We start from the raw sequence: 24,300 nt of genomic DNA, 5'->3' as shown, positions 1-24,300 counted from the left end.
TCACCATCCATGAGGCATTCCTCAGCGGCCGTCGCGCTCCTCGCGTCGGCCGTCATCGGCGGGCCGGCGCTCCCGGCCGCCGCCGCGTCCGCGCGCACCGGGCCGCCGCAGGCCCGTGCGGCCTGGGTCACCGCCTGCGAACTCCCCGTCGAGGGGACGTCCCCGTGCGGTCCCTGGCACCTGCTCTTACGTGACGGCCGCAAGGTCACCGTGGGCGACTCCGCCGTCCGCGCCAAGGACCGCGCGACGTCCCTGTTCGCCCTCAGCGGCGACGGCCGGACGATCGCCTACCAGCGGGCCCGCGACCACCGCCTGGTCCTACGGGCGGCGGCCGGCGGCCCGGTCAGGGAGCTGCCCAGGTCCTTCCGGCCCGGCGCCCAGGACGACGCCCTCCACCTGTCACCGGCGGGCGACCGGGTCCTCGTCGGGGGCCGTGGCCGGGTCAAGGTGCTCACCCTGGCCACCGGCAGGATCACCGGCCTGACCGTCAAGGGCGATCCGGCCGGCTTCAGCGGCGACGGGGACGAGGTGCTGACCACCCGCGACCTGAGCGACGGCACCAAATGGCTCTACTCCTACGGGCTCGACGGCGGCACGCTCAGGAGCCCGGCCCCCCAGTTCGTCGCCAACGCCGTCGCCGTCACGCTGTCCTCCGACGGGCACACCGTCGCCGCGTTCAGCTCCGGCGACGCCGGGCGCGGGGGCCCGCCCCGGATGCGCACGTACGACCTGGAGACCGCGCGGCTCTCCGACGGCGTGAACCTCCCCCTCACCGGCGAGACCCCGCCCGACCACGCCCGCTGGACCCCTGACGGGACGCTCGTCGCCTACTCCTACGACAGCGGCACCACGAAGTCGACGGTGGTACGGGTGCTCACCGTCGACCCCGCTTCCGGCCAGGCCCGCCGTACGGACACCTACAAGGTGGGCCCCGACTCCCACACCATCGTGTTCCCGGGGGAATGACCATCATGAGAATCGTCCCTTTGCTGACCGCCGCCCTGCTCACCCTCGCCGCCGTGCCGGCCGCCGCCCAGGCGGCGCCGCACCACGGTCACGACAGCATCCGGTACGCCTCCGTCAAGGGCTGCCCGGACAAGGACGGCGCCTCCCGGCCCTGCGGGCAGTGGCGGCTCGTCATGCACGACGGCGGGCGCATGACGCTGCCCGACGCCCAGGTCGTGGCGCTCGACGCCAGGCGCAGGCCCATCGTCACCTCGCCGGCGCCGATCGCGGTCAGCGGCGACGGGCAGCGCGTGGCGTACTTCACCAAGGCCGGGCGGCCGGCCGTACGCGTCCTCGGCGGCGGCCTCACCCTGCTGCCCAAGGACGCGCTGCCGCGGGTCGCCCAGAACGAGGTGACGCTGCAGCTGTCCGACGACGGCGCGCGGCTGGCCGCCGTGGTCCAGAGCGACAAGCCCGCCGACGCCAGGATCTTCGACACCGCCACCGGCGCCCTGCTCGGCACCGTGCCCGCCGACGAGACCCTCCTGGGCTTCAGCGGCGACGGCGACGAGGTGCTGTCCACGATCGACTCCGACGACTCCGTCACCGACCTGGTCGTCCGCGACGAGACGGGCGAGCAGCTCGTCCGCGTCACGCCGCCGCAGGTCGTGGCCGCGAACGGCCCGCAGGCGCTGGCCGGCGACGGGCACACGGCGGCCGTCGTGATCCGCGGGAAGAAGACCGAGCTGCTCACCTACGACCTCGCCGCCGACGAGGTCACCGGACGCAAGAAGATCAAGCTTCCGGACGGTGAGATCAGCATGATCGACTGGACCGGCGACACGCAGGTCACGCTGCACCTGGTGTCCGGGTCGTCCCGGATGACGATCGTCCAGATCGACACCGGGACGGGCGCCGTACGGGTCAGGGACCGGTACACCGTGCTCAAGGACAGCTTCGTCTTCGCCGCCTGCGGCGGCTGACGCGGGCTCGTGATCCACGGCGCGGGCAGGGGGAGCCCCGCCGTGGATACGCTTGGCGCGTGGAGGTTCACTCGACCAGGGCGATGGCCGTCAGAGCCGTCGAGCTGTGCACGGAGCTGCTGCACGAACAGCCGACGGCCGCCTCGGTGGCGGACGTCCTGCGCCGCCATGGCGAGCACGGCGACCTGCGCCTCGACGACTCCGACGTGGCCGCGATGCGCGCGGTGGCGGCCCGGCTGCGCGACGTGCTCGGGGCCCGCGACGCCGGGGAGGCGGCGGCCCTGCTCAACCGGCTGCTGTCCGAGGCCGCCCGGCCGCCCAGGTTGACCAGCCACCGGGGCACGACGTCCTGGCACCTCCACGTCGACAGCGGCGACGACGCGCCGTGGGCCGAGTGGTTCCTGGCCTCCTCGGCGATGGCCCTGGCCGTGCTGCTGGCCGATCACCAGCGCGTTCCGGGCGGGTTGTGCGCGGCGACGGGGTGCGGGCGGCCGTACCTCGACCTGGGCGGCGGCAGCCCACGCCGCTACTGCGGCACCCGCTGCGCCACCCGCGCCCGCGTCGCCGCCCACCGCTCCCGTCCCCCGACCACCCCCTGACCCTCAACCACCGCGCTTCCGCCTGCTCCTCTCCTTGGCCGGCGGCCGGCGGCCGTCAGGTGCGGCGGCGGGTGAGTACGCAGACGGCCACGAGCTGCGACGCCGCGCCCGCCAGAAGGGCCGTGGCGGCCGAGTGGGCGCTCAACGGCCCGGCCAGCGCCGAGCCGACGGCGAACGACGTGATCTTGAGGCTGGCGCCGGTCGTGAACACCTGACTCCGCAGCCCTTCGGGGGCCTCCCGCTGCCGCACCGCGAACAGCGCCGTCAACTGCGGCCCCTCGCCCGCGCCCACCAACCCCGCCGCCGCCACCGCCACCCAGTACGCCGCCGCCACGGACGCTCCGGCCGCGGACGTCCCTTCCGCGGACGTTCCCACGAGTCCCGCGACGGCCGCCACCGCCATGCCCACGCCGACCAGTGCGGTGGCCCACACCAGCGTCACGTCCCACGCCGGGGTCGCCGTCCGCCGCCGTGAACGGCCTCCTCGCCAGGCCAGGAGGCCGTTCACGGCCAGTCCGGCCGCCGCCGTGACGGCCAGCAGCAGCGTCCCCCGGCCGCTGTCGCCCGAGAGCTCCAGGCCCAGCACCGGCGCCGACACCACGAACATGCCCGTCCCGGCGCAGGAGACCATCGATCCGGCAGTGGCCCGCCACAGCACCGGGTTCCCGAGAACCACCCTGACCCCGGCCACCACCTCACCCATGACGCCCCTGACCCCGGCCACCACCTCACCCACGGCAGCCCTGACCCCAGCCATCACCTCGCCGACGAAGCCTCTGACTCCGGCCGCCTTGACCCCTGCCCCTACCTCGGCGGTGGCCGCCCGTACATCTCGCCGTTCCCGCGTCGGCCAGGAGCGGTGCCGCTGCTCGGCGGGCAGGTGGGGGCGGTGGGAGGGCGGTGTCGTGGTTCGTGTGCCGGGGGCATCCGCGGGCCGTGGAGCGGGCGGGGGGCGGTCGCGGGCGGGCAGGCTCCAGGCGGCGGGCAGGGCGGCGAGGAGGAGGGCCACGGAGACGAGGACCGCCGTCCCACCGGACGTGGCCGCCGCCACCACGCCGACCGCCGCCGGCCCGGCCAGCCCCGCCACGTTGTACGTCATGGCGTCGAGCGCGGTGGCCCGTGCCAGCCGTCGCCGGTCGGGGCCCGAGACGAGGGAGAGCTGTCCCGTCCAGCCGCCGGTCAGCGCGGGGCCCGCCAGCCCGGTCACCATGGCCAGGGCGACCAGGGCCGTCCCGGGCACCCGGCCGACACCGGCCGCCACCAGCAGCAGGCCGGTCGCGTACCCGAGCAGGCACCACGCGAGCAACCGGCCAGGACGGCGCGCACGGTCCAGCAGCACGCCGAGCAGCGGCCCGCCGACGGCCGCCGAGACGGTCAGCCCGGCCAGCAGCGACGCCCCGAGCAGCGGAGAGCCGGTGGCGGCGAGCCCGGCGACCAGGAGGGCGGGCCCGGACATCTCGTCGCCGGTCCGGGCCGCGACCACACCCGCCATGTAACGCGATAACATCCACAAGACGTTACAGGATGAGCGTTAGGGGCCGGTTCGGGTGGGAAGGACCCCGGGTGATCGTCCCGCGCGGGCCTCGCGTCCGTCGGCGGCGACCTGCCCGGCCTGTACGGACTGCGTGCCGCGCAGGCCGGGCACCTCCATGCCCCCAAGTCGAATATGTGTTTGATAGATGGCATAGACTCGACCTCATGAACGCCGCGTTCCAAGCATCTCTGCTGGGTCTCGACGAGGAGCTCGGCGTCGGGCGGCTGGGCGCCACGGTCCGCAGGACGTCCCTCGACCACGGGGCCTGGATCGACCTGCGGCCCGGCTGGCTGACCGGGGCCGACACGTTGTTCACGCGGCTGGCCGAGACGGTGCCGTGGCGCGCGGAGCGGCGCCGCATGTACGACCGGGTCCTCGACGTCCCGCGCCTGCTGAAGTTCTACGACGAAGGGGAGACGCTGCCCGCCCCCGTCCTCGACGAGGCCAGAGCGGCGCTCGACGACCACTACGGCGAGGAGCTGGGCGAGCCCTTCCGCACGGCGGGCCTGTGCTTCTACCGCGACGGCCGCGACAGCGTGGCCTGGCACGGCGACACCATCGGCCGGGGCGGCAGCGAGGACACCATGGTCGCGATCGTCTCGGTGGGCAGCCCGCGTCCGCTGCTGTTGCGTCCGCGCGGCGGCGGGCCGTCGATCCGCCGCGACCTCGGGCACGGCGACCTGATCGTCATGGGCGGGAGCTGCCAGCGGACGTGGGAACACGCGATCCCCAAGACCGCCCGGCCCGCGGGGCCGCGCATCAGCATCCAGTTCAGGCCCCGCGGCGTCCGCTGACCCCCGCCCTCAGGGCCCCCGACCTGCGCCCCCTGAGTCAGCGGAGGCGGAGGCGGGCTATGCGGCCCTGTTCGCCGGAGGCCCAGCAGGACAGGTCCGGGGTGCAGGGGACCGTGTCGAACGAGCCGCCGTCGAAGGTCTCCCAGCGGGCCCCGCCCGAGTACGTCACGTCGCTCCCCGTGGGCCCGACGGCGACGGCCGCGAACGGCAGGTGCGGCAGCCACGTCACCCCCGACCGGTACGCGGGCGGCGGTGTCGTGGCGGTCTGCCAGGTGGCGCCGCCGTCCCTGGTGACCGCGGCGGCGTTCGGGGAGGGGAGGCCGGGCTGGTAGTCGCCGCCGACCGCGATCCCGCGGTGCCGGTCGCGGAAGGCCAGCGCGAAGACGCCCTTCGCGGGGTCGGCGGCCGGGACGGGGGTGTCGGCGACGGTCCACGTACGTCCGCGGTCGGCCGAATGGAACACGCGCGACCGATCGCCGCCGCCGGTGGCGATCCACGCGTCGCGCCCGCCCGCGGTCACCAGGCACTGCCCGCTCGCCGCGAACCCGGCCTCGCCGGGCAGCGCCTCCGGCATGCCGGACGCGGGCAGCACCTGCCAGCTCCGCCCGCCGTCATCGGTGGCCAGGACGCGGAACCTGCCGTCCACCGGGTCGCTCATGGCCAGGCCGTGGCGGCGGTCGAAGAAGGCCATGCAGTCGTAGAAGGCGTTCGGCTCGTCGTTCCTGAAGGACTCGGTCCAGGTGCGGCCGCCGTCCTCGGTGCGGTAGACGCGGCCGTCCGTGCCGGTGCCGATCGACAGGACCAGGGCGCGGCGGGCGTCGAACGCCTCCACGTCGCGGAACTGGAGGGCCTCGGTGCCGGGTGGGGAGACGTTCTGCCAGGTGCGGCCGCCGTCCACGGTGCGCAGGACGGTTCCGCCGGTCCCGGCGGCCCACACCACGTCCCTGCTCACGGGCGCGAGGCCGCGGAAGCGGGCGGTCACGCCGGTCTCCTTCAGCTCCCAGCCGAGCCCGGGGGTGGCCGCGTGGGCGGGGAGCGGGGCGGCGAGCACGAGCGCCGCGGACAGCACGCTCATCGCGATGCGAACGTTCATGTCGGGCAAACTAACCCAAGAGATCACGAGCGTCCATCATGCGGACACCGGGGCCGCGGGCAGGGGCCGAGCCGGACGCGCGCCCCCGGCTAGGCGGAGGCGCGGGTGGGGGCCCAGGACAGGAGGGCCTGGGCGGTGTCGAAGCGGCGGCTGGAGATCGACTCGCCCAGGATCACGCCCACCAAACGGCGTCCGTCCCGCTCGCCGGCGAACGCCAGGCTGTACCCCGCCGCCCGGGTGAACCCCGTCTTCAGCCCGATCGCTCCCGGCTCGGCGAGCAGGCGGTTGGTGTTGCGCCAGCCGTACGCGCCGTGCTCGTCGGTCGCGGCCACCTCGTGGTAGCGGGTCCCGGCCACCCCCTCGATCAGCGGCACCTGGAGCGCCTTGGCGGCCAGTACGGCCTGGTCGCGGGCCGTGGACCAGCCGTCGCCGGCCGGAGTGGGCAGGCCGTCGGCGTTGACGTAATGGGTGTCGTTCATGCCGAGCGAGCGGGCGGTGGCGTTCATCTTGGCGACGAACCCCGGCACGCCGGGTCCGTACGTCCGGGCCAGCGCGTGGGCGGCGTCGGCGCCCGAGGGCAGCATGAGCGCGTACAGCAGCTCGCCCACCGGGAGCCGGTCGCCCGGCCGCAGGTCGGCGGTGGTGCCGCCGCCGTCCTCGGCGTACCGCGCGTCCTGGGGGGCGATCTCCACCAGGTCGGTGGGCTTGGCGGACCGCAGCACGACGTACGCCGTCATCGTCTTGGTGAGGCTGGCGATCGGCATGCGGGTGTCGGCGGCCTTGCCGAACAGGGCGGCGCCGGACCTGGCGTCCATCAGGTAGGCGGCACGGCCGTACACGGCGGGGGCTCCCGCGTCGGCGACCATGGAGGAGGGGGCCGCGGTGGTCTGGGCGTGGGTGGGGGCCGCGGCGGTCTGGGCGTAGGCGGGCACGCCGAACCCCGTGACCAGGGCCAAGGCGCCTGCGAACGCGGTGAGTCGAGCTTTCCGGTTACGCATGCACTCCAGGCTGCCGCCCGGTTTGGCATGCTTTTAACGATTTGCGGTAAAAACTGTGACGCAATCGTTAGAAACCCCGCCACGACCGCGGGATCCGACAGGTAGATCTTTCGGCCAAGGAGACCTCAGCGGCCCGTCCAGAAGGTGTCCGCCGGCCGGTTCCCCCGCGCCAGCCCGGTGAACAGCTCCTCCCACATCGGCATCACCACGTCGGGCCCGTACGCCCGCGACGTCGCCGCCGCCGCCTCCCCCATCCGCACCCGCAGCTCCCGGTCGCCGATCACCCGGATCAGCGCCGCGGCCAGCTCGTCCACGTCCCTGGGCGGCACCAGGACGCCGTCCACGCCGTCGGTCAGCACGTCCCGCGGCCCGGTCGGGCAGTCGAAGGCGACCACGGGCAGCGCGTGCGTCATCGCCTCGATCATGACCATGGGCAGGCCCTCGAACCGGGAGCTGAGCGCGTACACCGACGCCTCGGCCAGCTCCTTCTCCAGCCGCTCGGTACGGCCGGGCAGCGTCACGTGATCGGCCAGCCCGTGCTGCGCGACCAGCCCGCTGAGCTGGCTGCGGCGCGGCCCGGTGCCGAACACGCGCAGCCGCCACTCCGGATGCACCCGTACGACCTGCGCGAACGCCTCGATGAGCAGGTCGAACCCCTTCTGCGGCACCAGCCGCCCGGCCGCCACCACGACCGGGTTGACCTGCCGGGACCGCTCCTGCTCCACCCGGTGGACGGCGTTCGGGATCACCGTGACCGGCGTGTCCGGCAGCAGCCGCTGGTATTCGAGCTGGTTGGTCCTGGTCAGCACGGTCACCGCGGCGAACCTGCCGTAATGGCGGGCGATCTCCCTGCGGATCGTGTCGGGATAGGCCGACAGGTTCATGTGCTCCTGCGCGACCCTGACGACGTCGGCGGGGGTGCGGCGGGCGGAGATCAGGTTCAGCGCGGGCCTGGTCGTCACCAGGATGCCGCCGGACAGGCCGGAGACGTAGTCCATCGCGGCGCGTTCCACCCGCTCGGTGAAGTAGTCGGCGGCGAACTCGCCGCGCGGCACGATCTTGCCGCGGATCCGCCGCCACGCCTTGCGGCCGACGGAGTCGGGGCGTCTGCCGTCGCGCTGGTCCACCAGCGTGGTGACGGTGATGCGGGGGGCGATCGCGAACTGTGGGGCCTCGCGCCGCCGTACCAGGCTGACCAGCTCGACGTCGTGCCCGGCCGCGGCCATCGCGTTCGCCTGGTTGACCACGGTGCGGATCGTGCCGCCCATGCCGTAGGCGTGCAGCATCAGGTAGCGGATCTTCACGCGAGGTACCCCCAGGTCCGGGAGATGGGCTTGAGGGGTTCGGGGATCAGGTCGGGGGAGGGCAGCTCGCGGGCGGGCTGGACGCTCCCCGTCCTGATCTTGTCCCGCCAGTCGCCGAGCCCCTTCTCCAGCACCCGCTGCTCGCCGTAGGAGAGCATCCGCGGCTCCCACTCCAGGCCGAGGAACGCGCAGATCTCGCGGGTGACGCGTTCGGGCTCGGCGCTCAGCTCCTCGTACCTGACGGTCAGCCCCGGCAGCGCGGCCCTGGCCTTCTGCACGGCCTTCATGTACCGCAGGGCGTCGAGCGCGGCCTCCTCCGGGGTGCGCCTGTCCGGACTGGCCTCGTGCCAGGACGTGGCGATGGAGGCCGGGTGGCGCAGCAGGAAGACGAACCGGGCGTCCGGCCAGCAGGCGGCGATGCGCTGGTGGGCGAAGGCGTTGGCGGGGGTCTTGTCCACGACGTACCGCTTGCCGCTGCGGACCAGCTCGCGGTGGAGCACCCGGTCCCAGAGCAGGTGTTCCAGGTCGGCCTGGTTGTGCCCGAGCGCGGCCATCGCCTTGGCTGCCAGCGAGGTGTCGAACTGCACCCGCAGCCGGCGTACGTGCAGCTCGTGGGGGGCGTGCAGCTCGGGGTGGGCGTTGAGGATCGCGCGCAGGAGCGTGGAGCCGGACCGTACGGGGGACAGGAGGAAGACGGGGGAATCGAGCAGCCGGTCGGTTAGCGGATCCGCGGGCGGTCTGATCTCGGGAGCGGGCGGGGGAGAGGGCATGTTCCCGACTCGCTCGATCTGGAATCCGGTGAACCTGACCAGCGCTTTGTTGACGTGCCGCTGCCAGTTCATGCCGAGGCAGACTACCTACCGTTCCTGGCAGTTACCTGGCAGCGTCAAGCCGCCGACCAGGCACGCCGCGGCTCGCGGGGGCCGTTCGCGGCCCCGGCGCGGTCGCGCGATCCCGCCCCCGGCCTGTTAGCGTTACCGCTGACAGGAGGTGAGCGGCGGTGAAAGCGAAGGGCGACAGGCCCGCGGTGCTCATGGACGTGGCCGTCCTCGCCGGGGTCTCTGCCATGACGGTCTCGCGCGTGCTCAACGCGCCCGACCGGGTCCGCGCGGAGACCAGGGCCCGGGTCATGGCCGCGGTGCGCGAGCTCGACTACCGGCCCAACCAGGCCGCCCGCCAGCTCGTCACCGGCCGGTCCGGCGTGCTCGGCGTGGTCAGCATCGACACCACCCTCTACGGCCCGGCCTCCACGCTCTACTACATCGAGCAGGCCGCCAGGCGCGCCGGCTACAACGTCAGCATCGCCAGCCTGCCCTCGCTCAGCCGCAGGTCGATGGAGGAGGGCGTGCAGCGGTTGCGCGCCCAGGCGGTCGACGGCGTGATCATCGTGGCGCCGCACGAGTCGGCCGCCGACGGCCTGCGCCACCTGCCGCCGGAGATGCCGGTGGTGGCCGTCGACGCCGGCGACGACATCCCCGTGCCGGTGGCCAAGGTCGACCAGCAGGCGGGGGCCAGGCGGGTCACCCGCCACCTGCTCAGCCTCGGCCACGAGACGGTCTGGCACGTCGCGGGCCCGGCCGACTGGCTCGACGCCAACGGCCGCATCGAGGGCTGGCGCGGCGTGCTGGAGGCCGCCGGCCGCGAGGTGCCCGAGGTGCTGCGCGGCGACTGGAGCGCCCGCTCCGGCTACCAGCTCGGCCGCCGCCTCGGCGAGAACCCCGACGTCACCGCCGTGTTCGTGGCCAACGACCAGATGGCGCTCGGCGTGCTGCGCGCGCTGCGCGAGGCCGGCCGGCGGGTGCCCGAGGACGTCAGCGTGGCCGGGTTCGACGACATCCCCGAGTCGGCCTACTTCTGGCCCCCGCTGACCACCGTGCGACAGGACTTCGGCGAGGTCGGCAGGCACGCCTTCCATCTGCTGCTCGACTTCATGGCCGGGCACGAGCCCGAGGCCCGGCGGCTGGTCGAGCCCGAGCTCGTGGTCAGGGAGAGCACGGGAGTCAGGCCGTCCCGGGCATGATCGGCATGATCGGCGGGCAGGTGTAGGGCCGTCGCGGAGGTGATCGGCTGGATGATGCTGCTCGAACGTCTCGACGCCTGGGACAAACGGGCCTTCGACCGGGTCGCGCGCTCCGACCTGCCCGTGCTCGACGTCCTGCTGCCGCACCTGTCGTCGGCCGCCGACAACTCGGTCCTGTGGGGGCTGGTCGCGGGTGTCCTGATGATGACGGGCCGGCCGCGGCTGCAGCGGGCGGGCCTGCGGGGGCTGCTGGCGATCTCGCTGGCCAGCCCGCTGACCAGCATGGTCGTCAAGCAGGCGATCCGCAGACCGCGCCCGCTGACGGACCTCATCCCGATGATCCGCCGCCGCCGGGTGCCGGCGTCCTCCTCGCTGCCCTCGGGGCACAGCGCGTCCGCGGTCGCCTTCGCGGTGGCGGTCGCCAGGGACGCGCCACTGCCGGTCGCCACCCCGGTCGCGCTGCTCGCCGCCGCGGTGGCCGCCTCCCGCGTGTACGTGGGCGCCCACTACCCGGGCGACGTCCTCGCCGGGGTCGCCGTCGGGGCGGCGGTGGGCTGGAGCGCCCGGGGTTGCGGACGCCGGCTGCGCCGCGCGCTGGCCGGGTACGCCGCGCCGGAGCAGGTCAGGCGGGGCCGCTGCCGGCCCGGACGATCAGCGTCGAGCGCAGCAGCTGCAGGGAGTTGACCGGCGGGCGGCCCACGTCCAGAGCGCGCAGCAGGAGCTCACCTCCACGCCGACCGGCCTCACCCTCGCCCACGTCGGCACGGCCATGCCGTTCACCGTCTTCCTGCCGACCGGCTTCTTCCGGTCGGCTTCTTCCGGTCGGCTTCGCCCAGCAGCAGCAGGACACCGGCACCCACCGGGGAAAGTGACGAGCGCCCGTTCGTCCCGTGCGCGAGGGGGCGGTCACTCGCCGGTGTCGGTGGTCACCGTGCCGGAGTCGGGCGCCTTGATGGACACCTTGGCGCCCCACCCGGTGAAGCGGCTGTCGATCGTGATCGTCCCGCCCTCGAACCGGTCGGTGTCGAAGATCCCCGTGGCCGCGTACGACGACCTGACCCTGCTCACCAGCCCGGCGGAGGTCAGCGTGAGCGTGTACGAGACCTTCGTGTCATCGTGCATGCGCAGCGGGATCGAGGCCCCGAACCAGCGCGACACCTTCTCCAGCTCCTTGAATGTGATCTTCCCGGTGAGCGTGCTCCCGCGCAGCCTGCCCTTCTTGACCAGGGCCGCCATCGTGGTGGGCTCGACGGGGTTGATCACCTGCCCGTAGAAGCCGCTGCCGCCGCCGAGCAGGCCGTTGCCCTTGAGCCAGGACTTGCCCTCCGGCAGGCGCTCCTCCCACATGCCGCCCGAGGTGTAGCTGACCTTGCCGACGCTGATCGTCCGCTCCCGGGGCCGGCCGACGGAGGTGGCGGTGATGTCGGAGGCCGCCACGCCCTTGGCGTCGAACTGGAACGTCCCCTTGCGGCTCTGGATCTTGGCCTTCTTCGGGCCTGAGAGCATGGTCGTCTCGGTGAACCGCACGCCGTGCCCGGTGGCGAGCTTGCCCTTGAGAGCACGTACGGGATCCTTGGGGGCGGCCTGGGCGGGCGCGGTCGCCGTCAGAACGCAGGCGCAGGCCGCCAGAGCGGTGATCATCGTCTTCCTCACGAGCAGCGATCATGCCGCGCGCCGGTCACGGCGGGAGCACGGTCGCCTCACACAAGGGCGGAGACCGCGCGTCTCCCCGGACGGCGATCACCCCAGCAGCGGGAACCGGTCGTCGGCGGACGGGACCCGTCCGGTGGCTTCGAGCACGTACGCGGGCAGGTCCAGGTGGGACGGGCGGTCCGCGCCCAGAAGCCCGTCGAGGGTCTGGCCCGCCAGATCCAGCGCCTCCCGAGCCGGCGGACGCTCGGCCTGGAGGTCCAGATGGTGGACGGCGGCCTCGGTGGCCAGGGTCGCCAGGAAGTCGGGGACGGCGATCACGTGGCCCTGCGTGGCGACGTACCCGGCCGGGTCGGCCGCTAGCGCCGCCCGCACCGCGGCGGGGGCGGTGTCCGCCCACACGCGCAGCACCCCGGAGGGCCGGGTGAAGGCGGAGGCGGATCTGCGTACCCACCAGGCGTGGGCGTCCGCGCCTTCGGCGGCGGGCTGGAAGGAGCTCCAATAGGTGACGTGGTCCACGTCGGGAGGCCCGTCCACGGGGGTGGCGAACGCGACGAGGGCTCGCTGGGCGTCGCACAGCACATGGAAGAGCAGGTCCACCCCGGCCCATCCGGCGCATCTGGTGGGCCTGAGCAGGTCCGTCTCGTTCACCGTGACCGTGAACTCGCGATAGGCGGCGGCGAAGGCCGTGCGGGCACGTTCGATGTCCATGGGGACGACTCCTACCCCGGCTCGCCCGGCCGCCACCGCCCGGGTGGGGGCGGCGGCCGGTGATCGATCAGCGCTGTCGCAGGCACGCCGTCGAGTGCGCCCCGCCGACGGTGCCGGGGGCCTGACAGCACAAAGGCCAGACCCGGTGTTCCGGGTCTGGCCTTGGAGTGTGGTGGACGATACTGGGATTGAACCAGTGACCTCTTCCGTGTCAGGGAAGCGCTCTCCCGCTGAGCTAATCGTCCTTGGAGGTGGAGACGGGATTTGAACCCGTGTGGACGGCTTTGCAGGCCGCTGCCTCGCCTCTCGGCCACTCCACCGAGTCGAACCACTCCGAGCGGAAGACGGGATTCGAACCCGCGACCCTCACCTTGGCAAGGTGATGCTCTACCACTGAGCCACTTCCGCGCTGTTGCGTGCCTAACTCTAGCGCCTTTTCGGACCAGATGCCTCCCGCTATCGACGGAGCTGGCGGGCGACGCTGCGTTCGGTGGCCGGCAGGCTCAGGAAGATCTCCAGGATCCGGGTGAGCCGGTGGACCTCGATGCGGTGGAAGGCCGGGCCCTCCGAGCGGGCCAGCAGGAGGGTGAGGGCGAGGGGCGGCAGCGGGGCGTGGATGGCGTGCACGCCGCCGTCCAGCGTGAGAGCCGCCGGGCGTGGCGGGGCCGGGCTCGGGACGGCCAGGCCCTGCGGGGCGCGCCAGCTCGCGTAGACCACGCCGTGGTCGGCGGCGGTGGCGGCCCAGTCGGCGCTGAACAGCACGGGCAGCGAGTCGACGAGCGTGGTCAGCGCGCGGTCGCCGGCCGTGGTGATGTACTTGAGGATCTCCAGCTCGGGATAGGTGCCGGCGGTCTCGCGAGTGGTCCAGACGCCCTCCACGCGGACGTCCTCGACGCTCTCCAGGCTCTTGACCAGCACCTCTCTCGGGGTGCTCTCGGGGCAGAAGACGGTGATGTCGTCGACCGCCGTGCCGGCGCCCCGGTCGAGGACGGTGACCTGGGTGATGTCGGCCCCCGCCGTGCCCAGGGCCTTGGTGACCTGGGCCAGAGACCCCGGACGGTCGGGCAGCGCCACGCGCACGCGAAGAAGCATCGATCCCTCCCTGGGATGCCGGTCCACAGCCTATCGGCGAATACCGCTCACGGCCTGAGCTGCGCTACAACTGACGGAGTGAAGATTGGGCCGATTGGAGTATGGCCGCCCGTGGTGCTCGCGCCCATGGCGGGCATCACGAACGCGGCGTTCCGGGTGTTGTGCCGGGAGCAGGGCGCCGGGCTGTTCGTGTGCGAGATGATCACGACGCGGGCGCTGGTCGAGCGCAATCCCAAGACGTTCAGGATGATCAGGTTCGCCGAGTCCGAGCGGCCCAGGAGCCTTCAGCTCTACGGCGTCGATCCCGACATCGTCGGCCGGGCGGTCAGGATGATCGCCGAGGAGGACCTCGCCGACCACGTCGACCTCAACTTCGGCTGCCCGGTGCCCAAGGTGACCAGGCGCGGGGGCGGGTCGGCGCTGCCGTACAAGAGGAACCTGCTGCGGCGGATCCTGCGGGCGGCGGTGGCGAACGCGGGGCCGCTGCCGGTGACGATGAAGATGCGCAAGGGCATCGACGACGACCACCTGACCTACCTCGACGCGGGCCGCATCGCGGCCGAGGAGGGCGTCGCGGCGATCGCGCTGCACGCGCGGACCGCGCGGCAGCACTACGGCGGCGTGGCCGACTGGGAGGCGATCGCGCGCCTGAAGGAGGCCGTGCCGGAGATCCCGGTGCTGGGCAACGGCGACATCTGGTCCGCCGACGACGCGTTGCGCATGGTCGCGCGCACCGGCTGCGACGGCGTGGTGGTCGGGCGCGGGTGCCTCGGGCGTCCGTGGCTGTTCAAGGACCTGGAGAACGCCTTCAACGGCAGCCCCGAGCGGGTCAGGCCGACGCTCGGCGAGGTGGCCGCGATGATGGAGCGCCACGCGGCCGGCCTCACCGAGTGCTTCGACATCGAGCGGTACGCGATCGCGGACTTCCGCAAGCACGTCGGGTGGTATCTGAAGGGGTTCGAGGTCGGGAGCGCGCTGCGGCGGGAGCTGGCCACGGCCGAGTCGCTCGACGGGCTCCGGGAGGGGCTGGCCAGGCTGGACCACGACCAGCCGTGGCCGCCGAACACCGACACGCCCCGGGGGAAGTCGGGCGAGCGTCAGAAGGTGCAACTGCCTGACGGGTGGCTCGACGATCCGTGGGACAGCGTGGTCCCGGACGAGGCTGAGTCGGACATATCCGGCGGCTGACGGGCCCACCAGAGGGGGAGGCGCGGTCAGTGGGGGCCGGTGGCTTCGGTGCCGCAGGGGCCGCCGCCGGTCGACGGCTCCAGGAGCACGCGCTCGCCGTCCATCGTCAGCGTCTCGTAGTAGGCCGAGATGCGCTCGGCCGAGCGGCCGGTGTAGTGGCAGATGAAGCTGCGCCTGAACCGGTCGGCCGTGCTGTTGGGCTCCGACCCGTGCACCAGGCTGCCGTTGAAGAAGAGCACGTCGCCGGGCCGCATGTCCACGGGCACTCGTTCCAGGCCCGGGGGCGGCGGGACGTAGTCGCGGGTGAAGGAGAGGTCCTGGTCGGCCTCCTCGGGACAGAACAGGTCCATCAGGTGGGTGCCGGGGACCACCTCCAGCCCGCCGTTGGCGCGGTCGACGCGGTCGAGCGCCACCCAGGCGGCCACGCACGTGCCCGGCTCGACGCGCAGGTAGAAGTTGTCCTGGTGCAGCGCCTGCCCCCGCGCCCCCGGCGGCTTGAAGTAGAACATGCTCTGGGCTGCTATCGGCTCCTCGCCGAGCAGCTCGCGCAGGATCTCGGCGAAGCGGGCGTCGAGCAGGTAACGCAGGGCGACGTCGTTCACCTGGTGGGGGTGCATGATCCGGGGGTAGTCGCGCAGGACGTCGTAGGGAGCGCCCGGATCCTGGGGGAGGGGTGTGAAATGTCCAGGGATCGGGCCCCCGGCGTGCAGGGCCATGAACTCCTCGCGCAGCTCGGCCACCTCCTCCGGAGCCAGCAGCGCGGGGACGAGCACGTACCCCCGGTCGTGGAAGTCGTTCAGCCTCATGCCCTTCACGGTAGGGATCCGGCCCGTGGGACGGTATGACCGTGACCGCTGAGAACCTGTCCGTTCCTGCTGCCGAGCTGACGATCGTGGGCCACTACGACAAGCCCGCCGGCTACGGCACCCGCCGCCCCCATGGCTCGCCGAGCTGGCTGCTGATGTGGACCCAGGCGGGGGAGGGGCGCGTCGAGCAGGCGGGGGCGGCGTTCACCGTGCGGGAGGGGGACCTGGCGGTGCTCGGGCCGGGCTCGGCGCAGCGTTACAGGGTCGCTCCGGGGGCGGGGAGGTGGCGGTTCTGGTGGGTGCACTTCCAGCCGCGCCCCTCCTGGACGGCCTGGCTCGCGCCGTACGCCCTGGCCACCGGCTGCCACCTGGTCGAGGACGTGCCCGCCGAGGTGCGTGAACGCGTCGACCGGGCCTTCGGCCGGGCACTCCAGGACGCCCGCTGGATCCCCGGCCGCGCCACGCCCGCCGGGCCGCCGTCCCCGCCCGCGCCGGCGGTCGTCATGTCGAGCCCCGCCCGCGAGCTGGTGCTCGGCGCGGTGGAGGAGGTGCTGGTGCTGGCCACGGCCTCGACCACGACCGCGCGGGGGACCGAGGACGGCGACGAACGGGTGCGCCGCGCGCTCGACCTCATCGCCGCCGAGCCCGGCGCGCAGCACTCGGTCGCCTCGCTGGCCCGCGCCGTGGCGCTGTCGCCGTCCAGGTTCGCGCACGTGTTCGCGGCCGAGACCGGCCAGACCCCGATGGGCGCCGTCCGCAGGGCGCGGGTGCGGCACGCCGCGAGCCTGCTGGAGGTGACCGACCTGGACGTCGGCCAGGTGGCCGCCGCCTCGGGCTTCGTCAGCCCGTTCCACTTCAGCCGCGCCTTCAGGCGCGAGTACGGCCTCCCGCCCCGCGACTACCGCGCCCGCCTGCGCCGCCCCTGACCGGTTTCACACCTCGACCGGCCCGCCGCTGCGCCAGTAGACGTTGCCCTCCCTGGACAGCAGCTCCTCGTCCACCAGGTAGCGGCGCAGCGCCGCGAAGTCGTCGTGGAAGGCCCGCAGAGCCACGTTGACGTCGGTCTCCGGGTAGCGCACGCCCGGCTCGAACACCCGCGAGATGTAGCGCAGCACGACCAGCCGCTTGTCGCGGCGCATGCCCATGGTGGTCAGCCGGCCGTCGACCAGGAACGTGCGCAGTACCCGCTCCTCGGCGCTCAACTCCGCGGCGGGCTCGGCCTGCTCCCGCAGCAGCTCGCGGAAGCGCTCCGGCCGCGCCCGCCACTTGCCGTCGTCGCCGCGCTCGGCCAGGCCGCCGCTGGCCAGGCGGTCGAGCGCCTTCGGGGGCAGATCGCCGGTGTCACCGAGCACCAGGGACGCGAGTGCGCGCAGGGTGTCGTCCTGACAGAGCAGCCCGAGCACGCGTCTGAGGTTTTCGTCGCTCACCCCTACCATTTTGTCCCATGATCGCAGCACTGTTCGTCGCCGCCAGTCTGGCCATCCCGGGCAACTTCCTGCTGTACGAGAAGGCCGCCGCCAAGAAGGACCCCAACCCGGAGCACAGCTGGACGGTGTCGGGCAAGAAGAACGCGCAGCTCGTCGTGAACCCGTGCCAGAAGGCCGGGCTGGGCCTGGCCGGCCGCACGGCGACCAGGACGATCGTCTACACCTCGGTGCCCGACTACTCCAAGTCCGAGCAGGTGATCCTCTACTCCTCGCCGGAGGCGGCCGGCAAGGCGGTCAACGACCTCAGGACGGCCGTACGGACCTGCGGCACCGCGGGCTACCGGTACAGCGGCACGAAGCTGGCGCTCGGCGACGAGGGCGTGCTGGTCGTCGGCCAGGCCTACGACCACGGCAAGCCGGCCGTCGGCGGCGAGCGGGCCGTCGTGACCCGCCGCGCGAACGCCCTGATCCTCTACACGGCTGGCGGCGAGTGGGGCAAGCCCGCCCGGTCCGACTTCAGGCAGCAGAGGAAGGACGCGGGCACGATGCTCGCCAAGATCTGCGAGCTGGCGGAGTGCTGAATGTCTCGATCTTGAGACATCGTCATGACCCGACGCCTAACTTCGCCACCTGACAATGAAGCGACAAGCCGGTGCCGGAACGCCCTTGCCAGTCCGTTCCGGCACACGGCTTGTTCTCTTTCCGGGGCCGCTCAGAGCCGGTTGAGCCCGAGCACGTGCAGCACGGCCCGGCCCTCCTCGTCGGAGGCGGTCAGGTCGACCTGGGCGTCGATGCCCCAGTCGCCGTCGCCGGCCGGGTCCTTGACCGTCTGGCGCACCCGCCACAGGCCGCTCTCCTCCTCGATCCGCAGCAGCGCGGGCCCGCGCGCGTCGGCGTCGGTGAAGATCTCCTCGTGCTCGGCGTAGTACGCGTCGAGCGCCGCACCCCAGTCGACGTCGGGGGCCAGCTCCGCCAGCTCGTCCTCCTTCTCGATGGCGCACAGCTCGACCAGCCGGAACATGGCGTTGCGCACCAGCACCCGGAAGGCCCGCGGGTTGGCCGTGACCGGCCGCACCTTGGTCTCCAGCTGCGCCTGGCGCTCCAGCGCCTCCTCGGGGTTGGTCAGCTTCTCCCACTCGTCGATCAGCGAGGAGTCGACCTGCCGGACCAGCTCGCCCAGCCACTCGATGAGATCGACCAGGTCCTCGGTCTTCAGGTGCTCGGGGACCGTGCGCGACAGCGTGCGGTAGGCGTCGGCCAGGTAGCGCAGCACCGTGCCCTCGGAGCGGGCCAGCTCGTAGAACTGGATGTACTCGCCGAACGTCATGGCCCGCTCGAACATGTCGCGCACCACCGACTTCGGGCTGACGGTGTAGTCGCCGACCCACGGGTGGCCGCGCCGGTAGGTCTCGTACGCCCCGAGCAGCAGGTCGTCGAGCGGCATCGGGTACATGACCTCGGCGAGCTGCTCCATGCGCTCCTCGTACTCGATGCCGTCGGCCTTCATCTGGGCGACCGCCTCGCCGCGCGCCTTCTTCAGCTGGGCCGACAGGATCTGGCGGGGGTCGTCGAGGATGGACTCGACGATGGAGACCATGTCGAGCGCGTACGAGGGCGACTCGCGGTCGAGCAGGTCGAAGGCGGCCAGCGCGAACGTGGACAGCGCCTGGTTGAGCGCGAAGTCCTCCTGCAGATCGATCGTCAGCCGGGCCCGCCGGCCCTGCTCGTCGGGCTCGGCGAACTGCTCGACGATGCCGCCGGCCAGCAGCGACCGGTAGATGGCGATGGCCTGGCTGATGTGCCGCCGCTGCCACTTGCGGTCTTCGTGGTTGTCGGTGAGCAGGTGTCTCATCGCCTGGAAGCAGTCGCCCGGCCGGTTGATCACGGCCAGCAGCATCGCGTTGCTCACCTTGAAACGGGAGTTGAGCGGCTCGGGCTCGGCCTGCTGCAGCTTCTCGAACGTCTCCTCGCTCCAGCCGACGAACCCCTCCGGCGGCTTCTTGCGCGCGTAGCCGCGCCGCCGCTTGGGGTCGTCGCCGATCTTGGCCAGGGCCTTGGCGTTCTCGATGTCGTGCTCGGGGGCCTGGCAGGCGACGTAGCCGATGGTGTCGAAGCCCGCGCGGCCGGCCCGGCCGGCGATCTGGTGGAACTCGCGGGCGCGCAGCCGGCGCACCTTGTTGCCGTCGTACTTGGACAGGGCGGTGAACAGGACCGTGCGGATGGGCACGTTGACGCCGACGCCGAGCGTGTCGGTGCCGCAGATGACCTTCAGCAGCCCGGCCTGGGCCAGCCGCTCCACCAGCCGCCGGTATTTGGGCAACATCCCGGCGTGGTGGACGCCGATGCCGTGCTTGACCAGCCGCGACAGCGCCCGCCCGAACCGGGTGGTGAACCGGAAGCCGCCGATCATCGCGGTGATGGCCTCCTTCTCGGCCTTGGTCGCCATGTTGATCGACATGAGCGCCTGGGCCCGCTCCATGGCGGCGGCCTGCGTGAAGTGCACGACGTAGACGGGGGCCTGCCCGGTGGTGAGCATCTCCTCAAGCGTCTCGTGCAGCGGCGTCATCCGGTACGAGTACACCAGCGGCACCGGCCGCTCGGCGTGCTTGACCACCGACGTGGGCCGGCCGGTGCGCCTGGTCAGGTCGCGCTCGAACATCGACATGTCGCCGAGCGTGGCCGACATCAGGATGAACTGCACGTCGGGCAGCTCCAGCAGCGGCACCTGCCAGGCCCAGCCGCGGTCGGGCTCGGCGTAGAAGTGGAACTCGTCCATCACGACCTGGCCGATGTCGGCCGCCGCGCCGTCGCGCAGCGCCACGTTGGCCAGGATCTCGGCGGTGCAGCAGATGATGGGCGCGCCGGGGTTGACGCTGGCGTCGCCGGTCATCATGCCGACGTTGGCGGTGCCGAAGACGGCGCACAGGTCGAAGAACTTCTCCGACACCAGCGCCTTGATCGGCGCGGTGTAGAACGTGCGGACGTCTCTGGTCAGCGCGGCGAAGTGCGCCCCGGCGGCGACCAGCGACTTGCCCGAGCCGGTCGGCGTCGCGAGGATCAGGTTGCTGCCGGAGAGGACCTCGATGAGGGCCTCCTCCTGGGCGGGATAGAGCGTGAGCCCCCGTTCGGCGTTCCAGGCGACGAACGCGTCGAAGATGGCGTCGGGATCGGCGTCGATCTCTTCCGGCAGGCGGTCAACGAGAAGGCTCACGGTATCTATCCTGCCGAAGATTGCCGTGTGGTCGAACCCGCCGCCCCTACCGGAGGTCGAGTTGCATCAGCACGGTGTCGATCCAGCGGCCGTGCTTGAACCCCACGCTCCTCAGCCGTCCCACGTCCTGGAACCCGAAGGCGGCGTGCAGGCGCTGCGAGGCCGGGTCGCCGCCGTCGGCGATCACCGCGATCAGACAGCGCCCGTCGGTCGCCGACGCCCGCCGGACCAGCTCGCCCAGCAGCAGGCGGCCGAGCCCGCGGCCGGTGGACCCGGGCGCGAGGTAGATCGAGTCCTCCAGGCTGTGGCGGTAGGCGGGCTTGGGCCGGTACTGGCTGAGGTAGGCGTAGCCGGTGACCACGCCGTCGTCCTCGGCCACCAGGAACGGCAGCCCCGCCGCCGCGAGCGCCGCCGCCTTGGCCCGCCACTCGCCGTCCCCGGGCGGGATCTCGTCGAACGTCGCCACGCCGCCGGTCACGTAGTGGGCGTAGATGGCGGCCACGGCGGGCACGTCGTCCTCGGTCAGGTCGCGAATGGTCGTCATGGGGATCGATTGTGGCCGGGGACAAATTTCGTCCGTGTTACGAGCGGGCCTTGGGCGCCGTCATCAGCAGGCCGCCGAGCACCGCCAGCACCGCCAGGAACGGGCCGCCGCCCGGCGCGAAGCCGCCCACGGTCAGCGTCAGGATCCCGGCCCCGACCAGCCCGGCGGCCACCAGCATGGTCCCCCGGCCGGCGGTCCCGTACGGCAGCGACGGCGGCGTCTCGAACCTGGCGAACGCCCGCACCAGCCCCCACATGACCAGGCACAACATGCCGAACCACACCGGCCACCCGGCGAACCAGAACAGGCTGCCCGGCTCCGGCGTCTCCACGCCCAGCAGGACCACGACCACGCCGGTCACGGCGAACAGCGCGGGCATGTGCCACAGGTAGACGGTCATGATCCGCGGGCCGGCCCAGTCCAGGACGCGGCGCAGGGGCAGCCGGACCAGCCAGGGACGCAGCAGCACGGCCAGGCCGATCTGGCCGATGCCGACGGCCATGATGGCCAGCGTGGGCGGGGCCATGTTGGACACCTCGGCGCCGGGCAGGCCGATCATGCTGCCGGGGTAGGGGCCGAACCCCACCAGCAGCGCCGCCACGCCGAACCCGCCGGCCGCCATCAACCCGGGCAGCCGCACCCGGCCCTCGGCGTAGGAGAAGCCGATCTGGTGCACGGCCAGCCACACGAAGACGATGTTCAGGTAACCGGCCGCCTCCAGGCCGGTGGAGAAGCGCACCACGTCCGTCAGCGCCGCCCCGGCCCCCAGCGCGACGGGGACGAGCACGCCGAACCTGCGGTGCAGGCGCAGCGCGTACGGCGTGACCGTGACCGCGATCAGGTACACGGCCAGGAACCACAGCAACTGCCCGGTCAGCTTGGCGCCCACTTCCAGCGGCTGCGCCGGCACCCCCAGCGTGAGCAGCACGTGGGGCAGCGGGATCCACACCGCCGCCAGCGGCAGCAGCGGCCAGGCGAGCCTGCGCAGGCGCCCGGCCAGCCACTCCTGGTCGCTCTTGGCCGACCGGCTCCGGCTGATCGCGTTGGCCGCCCCGCCGGCGAAGAACACCAGCGGCATGACCTGGCTGAGCCACGTCACCACCCACACGCCCGGCGTGGACAGCGCGTTGCCCGTGCTCAGCCGGCCGCCCTCGTAGGACAGGACGGGGATCGTCCAGTGCTGGAGCACGATGAGCGCCATGCCGAGCACGCGCAGCAGGTCGATGAACGGGTCCCGCGCCGTCGCGCGCGGCGTCCGGACCGGCGCCTGTACCGGCGCCGGGCCTGGCGCCTGGACCTGCGCGGGACGATCGAGCAGGACGGTCATGGGGAGCCTCGTTTCGAGCGGGGGAGCGGATGACTCAAGGCTTCCGTCCCGGAGGCTCGCGCACATTGCCGCAGGCCGCCCTGTTCAGGTCAAGATCACACCACCTCCGGGGGTAGGGCTGGCCCTACCCCCGGATGCCTGCGTACCGGCTCGTACCGCTTGGCCGGGGGACTTAGCCTTCAATGCATGCGCTCCCTGATGAGGCGTGTCCTTCTCGACACCCGCTACACGCTGGTCGGATTCCCGACGGCCGTCATCGGCTTCGTGATCATGGTCGCCGGTTTCGCCGCGGGCGTCGGCACCGCGGTCGTGTGGATCGGCGTGCCGTTGCTGGCCGGCACGCTCCTGGTCGCGCGGGGCTTCGCCGACGCCGAGCGCGGCTGGTTGTCCGACGTGCTCAAGCGGCCGCCCGTACGGCCGCGCTACCGTCCGGCGCCGGAGGGGGCGGGGCGCTTCCGCCGGATCGTCAACCCGCTGACCAACGGCCAGTCGTGGCTGGACCTGCTGCACGGCGTCCTGAACTTCCCGTTCGCCATCCTGGCGTTCGTGCTGACCGTGGTGTTCTGGGCGATCCCGATCCTCGGGCTGACCTACCCGCTCTACGGCGTCGTCACCTCGCGCATCCCCGGCAACATGGAGCTGCCCGAGCTGCTCGGGATCGGCTCCGGCTACGCGGTGAACACGATCTTCTACGTCTCGCTCGGCCTGGTCTTCACGTTCGTCATGCCGTTCATGGTGCGCGTGGCCGCGCTGGTCAGGGCCGGGCTCGGCCGGGCGCTGCTGACCGGCGTCGCCGAGCTGCAGGAGCGCATCGACGACCTGGCGGAGGGCCGGGCGGCGGCCGTCTCGGCCGAGGCCAACGCGCTGCGCAAGCTGGAGCGCGACATCCACGACGGCCCGCAGCAGCGCCTGGTCTCGCTGGCCATGGAGCTGTCCAGGGCGCAGCGGCAGCTCGCCAAGGACCCGCAGGCCGCCTCGGCCACGATCAGCTCGGCGATCAGCGCCACCCGCGAGACGCTCGACGAGCTGCGCGCCCTCTCGCGCGGCATCGCGCCGCCCATCCTGTCCGACCGCGGCCTCGCGCCCGCCCTGGCCGCCCTGGCCGGACGCTGCACGGTGCCGGTCGACCTCGACGTGCAGATCGTGGGCCGCTTCCAGGCGGCGACCGAGAACGCGATCTACTTCGTCTGCGCGGAAACCCTCACCAACGTGGCCAAACACAGCCGCGCGACCATCTGCACGGTCCAGCTCGTCCGCATCGGTGACATCCTCATGCTCACGATCGGGGATGATGGGGTGGGCGGCGCACACGTCGCCAAGGGACACGGCCTGGCCGGTCTGGCCGACCGGCTCCGGGCCGTTGACGGGGAGCTCACCGTACGGTCGCCGGACGGCGGGCCGACGGTGATCGTGGCGGAGGTGCCGTGCGCGTAGTCGTGGCCGATGACGCGGTCCTGATCAGGGAGGGCCTGGTCAGGCTGCTGGAGGAGTTCGGCTGCGAGGTGGTCGCCACCGTGGGGGACGGCGACGCCCTCGTGGAGGCGATCGTCGAGCACAGACCCGACGTGTCGGTGGTCGACGTGCGCATGCCGCCGTCGTTCACCGACGAGGGGCTGCGGGCGGCGGTCGAGGCCCGGCGCAGGGTGTCCGGCGCCCCGGTGCTCATCCTGTCGCAGTACGTCGAGGTCTCCTACGCCGACGACCTGCTCGCCGACGCCCGTGGCGCGGTGGGCTACCTGCTGAAGGACCGGGTCGTCGACGTGGACGAGTTCCTGGAGGGCCTGCGGCGGGTGGCGGCGGGGGGCACCGTGTTCGATCCGCAGGTGGTGTCCCAGTTGATGGTCCGCAGACGCAAGGACGACCCGCTGGCGCAGCTCACGCCGCGTGAGCGCGAGGTGCTCGGGCTGATGGCCGAGGGGAAGTCCAACCCGGCCATCGGGCGGCAGCTCGTCATCAGCGACGGCGCCGTGGAGAAGCACATCAGGAGCATCTTCAACAAGCTCGGCCTCTACGCCGACGACAGCGACCAGCATCGCCGCGTGCTGGCCGTGCTGGCGTACCTGAGGTCCTGACC

The 24,300-nt window shown here is 72.6% G+C and carries 24 protein-coding genes and 3 tRNA genes; 11 read left to right on the top strand and 16 right to left on the bottom strand.

The window, feature by feature from the left end:
- The first annotated feature begins 9 nt into the window (after nt 1-9).
- The 3 genes from ACIHAD_RS33755 to ACIHAD_RS33745 are packed head-to-tail and all read left to right on the top strand — an operon-like array spanning nt 10 to nt 2,527.
- Nucleotides 10-966: a hypothetical protein gene (locus tag ACIHAD_RS33755; protein ID WP_397358743.1), complete on the top strand. Its 957-nt coding sequence runs from the start codon at nt 10-12 to the stop codon at nt 964-966.
- A 5-nt stretch (nt 967-971) separates the two neighbouring features.
- Complete coding sequence (locus tag ACIHAD_RS33750) at nt 972-1,928, top strand: hypothetical protein (protein WP_397358741.1); 957 nt, start codon at nt 972-974, stop codon at nt 1,926-1,928.
- 59 nt (nt 1,929-1,987) lie between these two features.
- Nucleotides 1,988-2,527, top strand: coding sequence for a CGNR zinc finger domain-containing protein (locus ACIHAD_RS33745; protein WP_397358740.1), 540 nt, complete (start codon nt 1,988-1,990; stop codon nt 2,525-2,527).
- Nucleotides 2,528-2,582: 55 nt separating this feature from the next.
- On the opposite strand, the gene ACIHAD_RS33740 is transcribed toward ACIHAD_RS33745, so the two are convergent.
- A complete protein-coding gene (locus tag ACIHAD_RS33740) occupies nt 2,583-4,034 on the bottom strand; it encodes an MFS transporter (RefSeq protein WP_397358739.1) in 1,452 nt (483 codons plus the stop codon).
- A 191-nt stretch (nt 4,035-4,225) separates the two neighbouring features.
- On the opposite strand from ACIHAD_RS33740, the gene ACIHAD_RS33735 reads away from it, so the two are divergent.
- Nucleotides 4,226-4,855, top strand: a complete 630-nt coding sequence (locus ACIHAD_RS33735) for an alpha-ketoglutarate-dependent dioxygenase AlkB (RefSeq protein WP_397358738.1) — start codon at nt 4,226-4,228, stop codon at nt 4,853-4,855.
- A 37-nt stretch (nt 4,856-4,892) separates the two neighbouring features.
- Here ACIHAD_RS33735 and ACIHAD_RS33730 read toward each other — a convergent pair whose 3' ends face one another.
- The 4 genes from ACIHAD_RS33730 to ACIHAD_RS33715 all read right to left on the bottom strand — a co-directional run bounded on the left by ACIHAD_RS33730 (nt 4,893) and on the right by ACIHAD_RS33715 (nt 9,092).
- Nucleotides 4,893-5,948, bottom strand: a complete 1,056-nt coding sequence (locus tag ACIHAD_RS33730; protein ID WP_397358737.1) for an oxidoreductase — start codon at nt 5,946-5,948, stop codon at nt 4,893-4,895.
- 89 nt (nt 5,949-6,037) lie between these two features.
- Nucleotides 6,038-6,946 carry a D-alanyl-D-alanine carboxypeptidase family protein gene (locus ACIHAD_RS33725; RefSeq protein WP_397358736.1) on the bottom strand — a complete coding sequence of 303 codons (909 nt, stop codon included), beginning with the start codon at nt 6,944-6,946 and terminating at the stop codon, nt 6,038-6,040.
- Between the two features lie 125 nt (nt 6,947-7,071).
- Nucleotides 7,072-8,250 carry a glycosyltransferase family 4 protein gene (locus tag ACIHAD_RS33720; protein WP_397358735.1) on the bottom strand — a complete coding sequence of 393 codons (1,179 nt, stop codon included), beginning with the start codon at nt 8,248-8,250 and terminating at the stop codon, nt 7,072-7,074.
- Nucleotides 8,247-9,092 (bottom strand): sulfotransferase family protein, encoded by an 846-nt coding sequence (locus tag ACIHAD_RS33715; protein WP_397358734.1) that lies wholly within the window; start codon nt 9,090-9,092, stop codon nt 8,247-8,249. Before ACIHAD_RS33715 ends, ACIHAD_RS33720 begins: the two co-directional genes overlap by 4 nt.
- A gap of 191 nt (nt 9,093-9,283) precedes the next feature.
- On the opposite strand from ACIHAD_RS33715, the gene ACIHAD_RS33710 reads away from it, so the two are divergent.
- Both ACIHAD_RS33710 and ACIHAD_RS33705 read left to right on the top strand, forming a co-directional pair.
- Complete coding sequence (locus ACIHAD_RS33710; RefSeq protein WP_397358774.1) at nt 9,284-10,270, top strand: LacI family DNA-binding transcriptional regulator; 987 nt, start codon at nt 9,284-9,286, stop codon at nt 10,268-10,270.
- A 39-nt stretch (nt 10,271-10,309) separates the two neighbouring features.
- On the top strand, nt 10,310-10,954 hold the full coding sequence (locus ACIHAD_RS33705; RefSeq protein ID WP_397358733.1) for a phosphatase PAP2 family protein: 645 nt from the start codon (nt 10,310-10,312) through the stop codon (nt 10,952-10,954).
- A 222-nt stretch (nt 10,955-11,176) separates the two neighbouring features.
- On the opposite strand, the gene ACIHAD_RS33700 is transcribed toward ACIHAD_RS33705, so the two are convergent.
- From ACIHAD_RS33700 to ACIHAD_RS33675, 6 genes are all read right to left on the bottom strand, one after another.
- Complete coding sequence (locus tag ACIHAD_RS33700) at nt 11,177-11,923, bottom strand: hypothetical protein (RefSeq protein ID WP_397358732.1); 747 nt, start codon at nt 11,921-11,923, stop codon at nt 11,177-11,179.
- Between the two features lie 87 nt (nt 11,924-12,010).
- Complete coding sequence (locus ACIHAD_RS33695; protein WP_397358731.1) at nt 12,011-12,631, bottom strand: maleylpyruvate isomerase N-terminal domain-containing protein; 621 nt, start codon at nt 12,629-12,631, stop codon at nt 12,011-12,013.
- Between the two features lie 170 nt (nt 12,632-12,801).
- Nucleotides 12,802-12,876, bottom strand: a tRNA-Val gene (locus tag ACIHAD_RS33690).
- Nucleotide 12,877: 1 nt separating this feature from the next.
- Nucleotides 12,878-12,951: transfer RNA gene (locus tag ACIHAD_RS33685), tRNA-Cys, on the bottom strand.
- 16 nt (nt 12,952-12,967) lie between these two features.
- Nucleotides 12,968-13,039, bottom strand: a tRNA-Gly gene (locus tag ACIHAD_RS33680).
- Nucleotides 13,040-13,087: 48 nt separating this feature from the next.
- Nucleotides 13,088-13,723 carry an ACT domain-containing protein gene (locus ACIHAD_RS33675; protein WP_397358730.1) on the bottom strand — a complete coding sequence of 212 codons (636 nt, stop codon included), beginning with the start codon at nt 13,721-13,723 and terminating at the stop codon, nt 13,088-13,090.
- A 15-nt stretch (nt 13,724-13,738) separates the two neighbouring features.
- Between ACIHAD_RS33675 and dusB the strand changes: the two genes are divergently transcribed.
- Nucleotides 13,739-14,911 carry a tRNA dihydrouridine synthase DusB gene (dusB, locus tag ACIHAD_RS33670; RefSeq protein ID WP_397358729.1) on the top strand — a complete coding sequence of 391 codons (1,173 nt, stop codon included), beginning with the start codon at nt 13,739-13,741 and terminating at the stop codon, nt 14,909-14,911.
- 26 nt (nt 14,912-14,937) lie between these two features.
- On the opposite strand, the gene ACIHAD_RS33665 is transcribed toward dusB, so the two are convergent.
- Nucleotides 14,938-15,717, bottom strand: a complete 780-nt coding sequence (locus tag ACIHAD_RS33665; protein ID WP_397358728.1) for a phytanoyl-CoA dioxygenase family protein — start codon at nt 15,715-15,717, stop codon at nt 14,938-14,940.
- Between the two features lie 41 nt (nt 15,718-15,758).
- On the opposite strand from ACIHAD_RS33665, the gene ACIHAD_RS33660 reads away from it, so the two are divergent.
- Nucleotides 15,759-16,643, top strand: a complete 885-nt coding sequence (locus ACIHAD_RS33660) for a helix-turn-helix domain-containing protein (RefSeq protein WP_397358727.1) — start codon at nt 15,759-15,761, stop codon at nt 16,641-16,643.
- A 6-nt stretch (nt 16,644-16,649) separates the two neighbouring features.
- On the opposite strand, the gene ACIHAD_RS33655 is transcribed toward ACIHAD_RS33660, so the two are convergent.
- Nucleotides 16,650-17,153, bottom strand: a complete 504-nt coding sequence (locus ACIHAD_RS33655; RefSeq protein WP_397358726.1) for a DUF2087 domain-containing protein — start codon at nt 17,151-17,153, stop codon at nt 16,650-16,652.
- An 8-nt stretch (nt 17,154-17,161) separates the two neighbouring features.
- Here ACIHAD_RS33655 and ACIHAD_RS33650 point away from each other — a divergent pair, with 8 nt between their 5' ends.
- On the top strand, nt 17,162-17,725 hold the full coding sequence (locus tag ACIHAD_RS33650) for a hypothetical protein (RefSeq protein ID WP_397358725.1): 564 nt from the start codon (nt 17,162-17,164) through the stop codon (nt 17,723-17,725).
- Nucleotides 17,726-17,856: 131 nt separating this feature from the next.
- Here the strand turns inward: ACIHAD_RS33650 and ACIHAD_RS33645 are convergent, their stop codons facing one another.
- The 3 genes from ACIHAD_RS33645 to ACIHAD_RS33635 are packed head-to-tail and all read right to left on the bottom strand — an operon-like array spanning nt 17,857 to nt 22,226.
- The gene (locus ACIHAD_RS33645; RefSeq protein ID WP_397358773.1) at nt 17,857-20,364 is read right to left on the bottom strand and encodes a DEAD/DEAH box helicase; all 2,508 of its coding nucleotides are present in this window, start codon (nt 20,362-20,364) and stop codon (nt 17,857-17,859) included.
- 37 nt (nt 20,365-20,401) lie between these two features.
- On the bottom strand, nt 20,402-20,899 hold the full coding sequence (locus ACIHAD_RS33640) for a GNAT family N-acetyltransferase (RefSeq protein WP_397358724.1): 498 nt from the start codon (nt 20,897-20,899) through the stop codon (nt 20,402-20,404).
- Nucleotides 20,900-20,936: 37 nt separating this feature from the next.
- Entirely contained in the window at nt 20,937-22,226 is a 1,290-nt protein-coding gene (locus ACIHAD_RS33635; RefSeq protein ID WP_397358723.1) for an acyltransferase, read from the bottom strand.
- A 186-nt stretch (nt 22,227-22,412) separates the two neighbouring features.
- Between ACIHAD_RS33635 and ACIHAD_RS33630 the strand changes: the two genes are divergently transcribed.
- Nucleotides 22,413-23,660 (top strand): sensor histidine kinase, encoded by a 1,248-nt coding sequence (locus ACIHAD_RS33630; RefSeq protein WP_397358721.1) that lies wholly within the window; start codon nt 22,413-22,415, stop codon nt 23,658-23,660.
- On the top strand, nt 23,651-24,298 hold the full coding sequence (locus tag ACIHAD_RS33625; RefSeq protein WP_358285518.1) for a response regulator transcription factor: 648 nt from the start codon (nt 23,651-23,653) through the stop codon (nt 24,296-24,298). Before ACIHAD_RS33630 ends, ACIHAD_RS33625 begins: the two co-directional genes overlap by 10 nt.
- The last annotated feature ends 2 nt before the right edge of the window (nt 24,299-24,300 follow it).

Origin of the sequence: Nonomuraea sp. NPDC052265, assembly GCF_044547985.1 — a bacterium.
Classification (GTDB): Bacteria; Actinomycetota; Actinomycetes; order Streptosporangiales; family Streptosporangiaceae; genus Nonomuraea.
The sequence above is the reverse complement of the archived record's forward strand: the minus strand, read 5'-3'. Positions and strand labels throughout refer to the sequence as shown.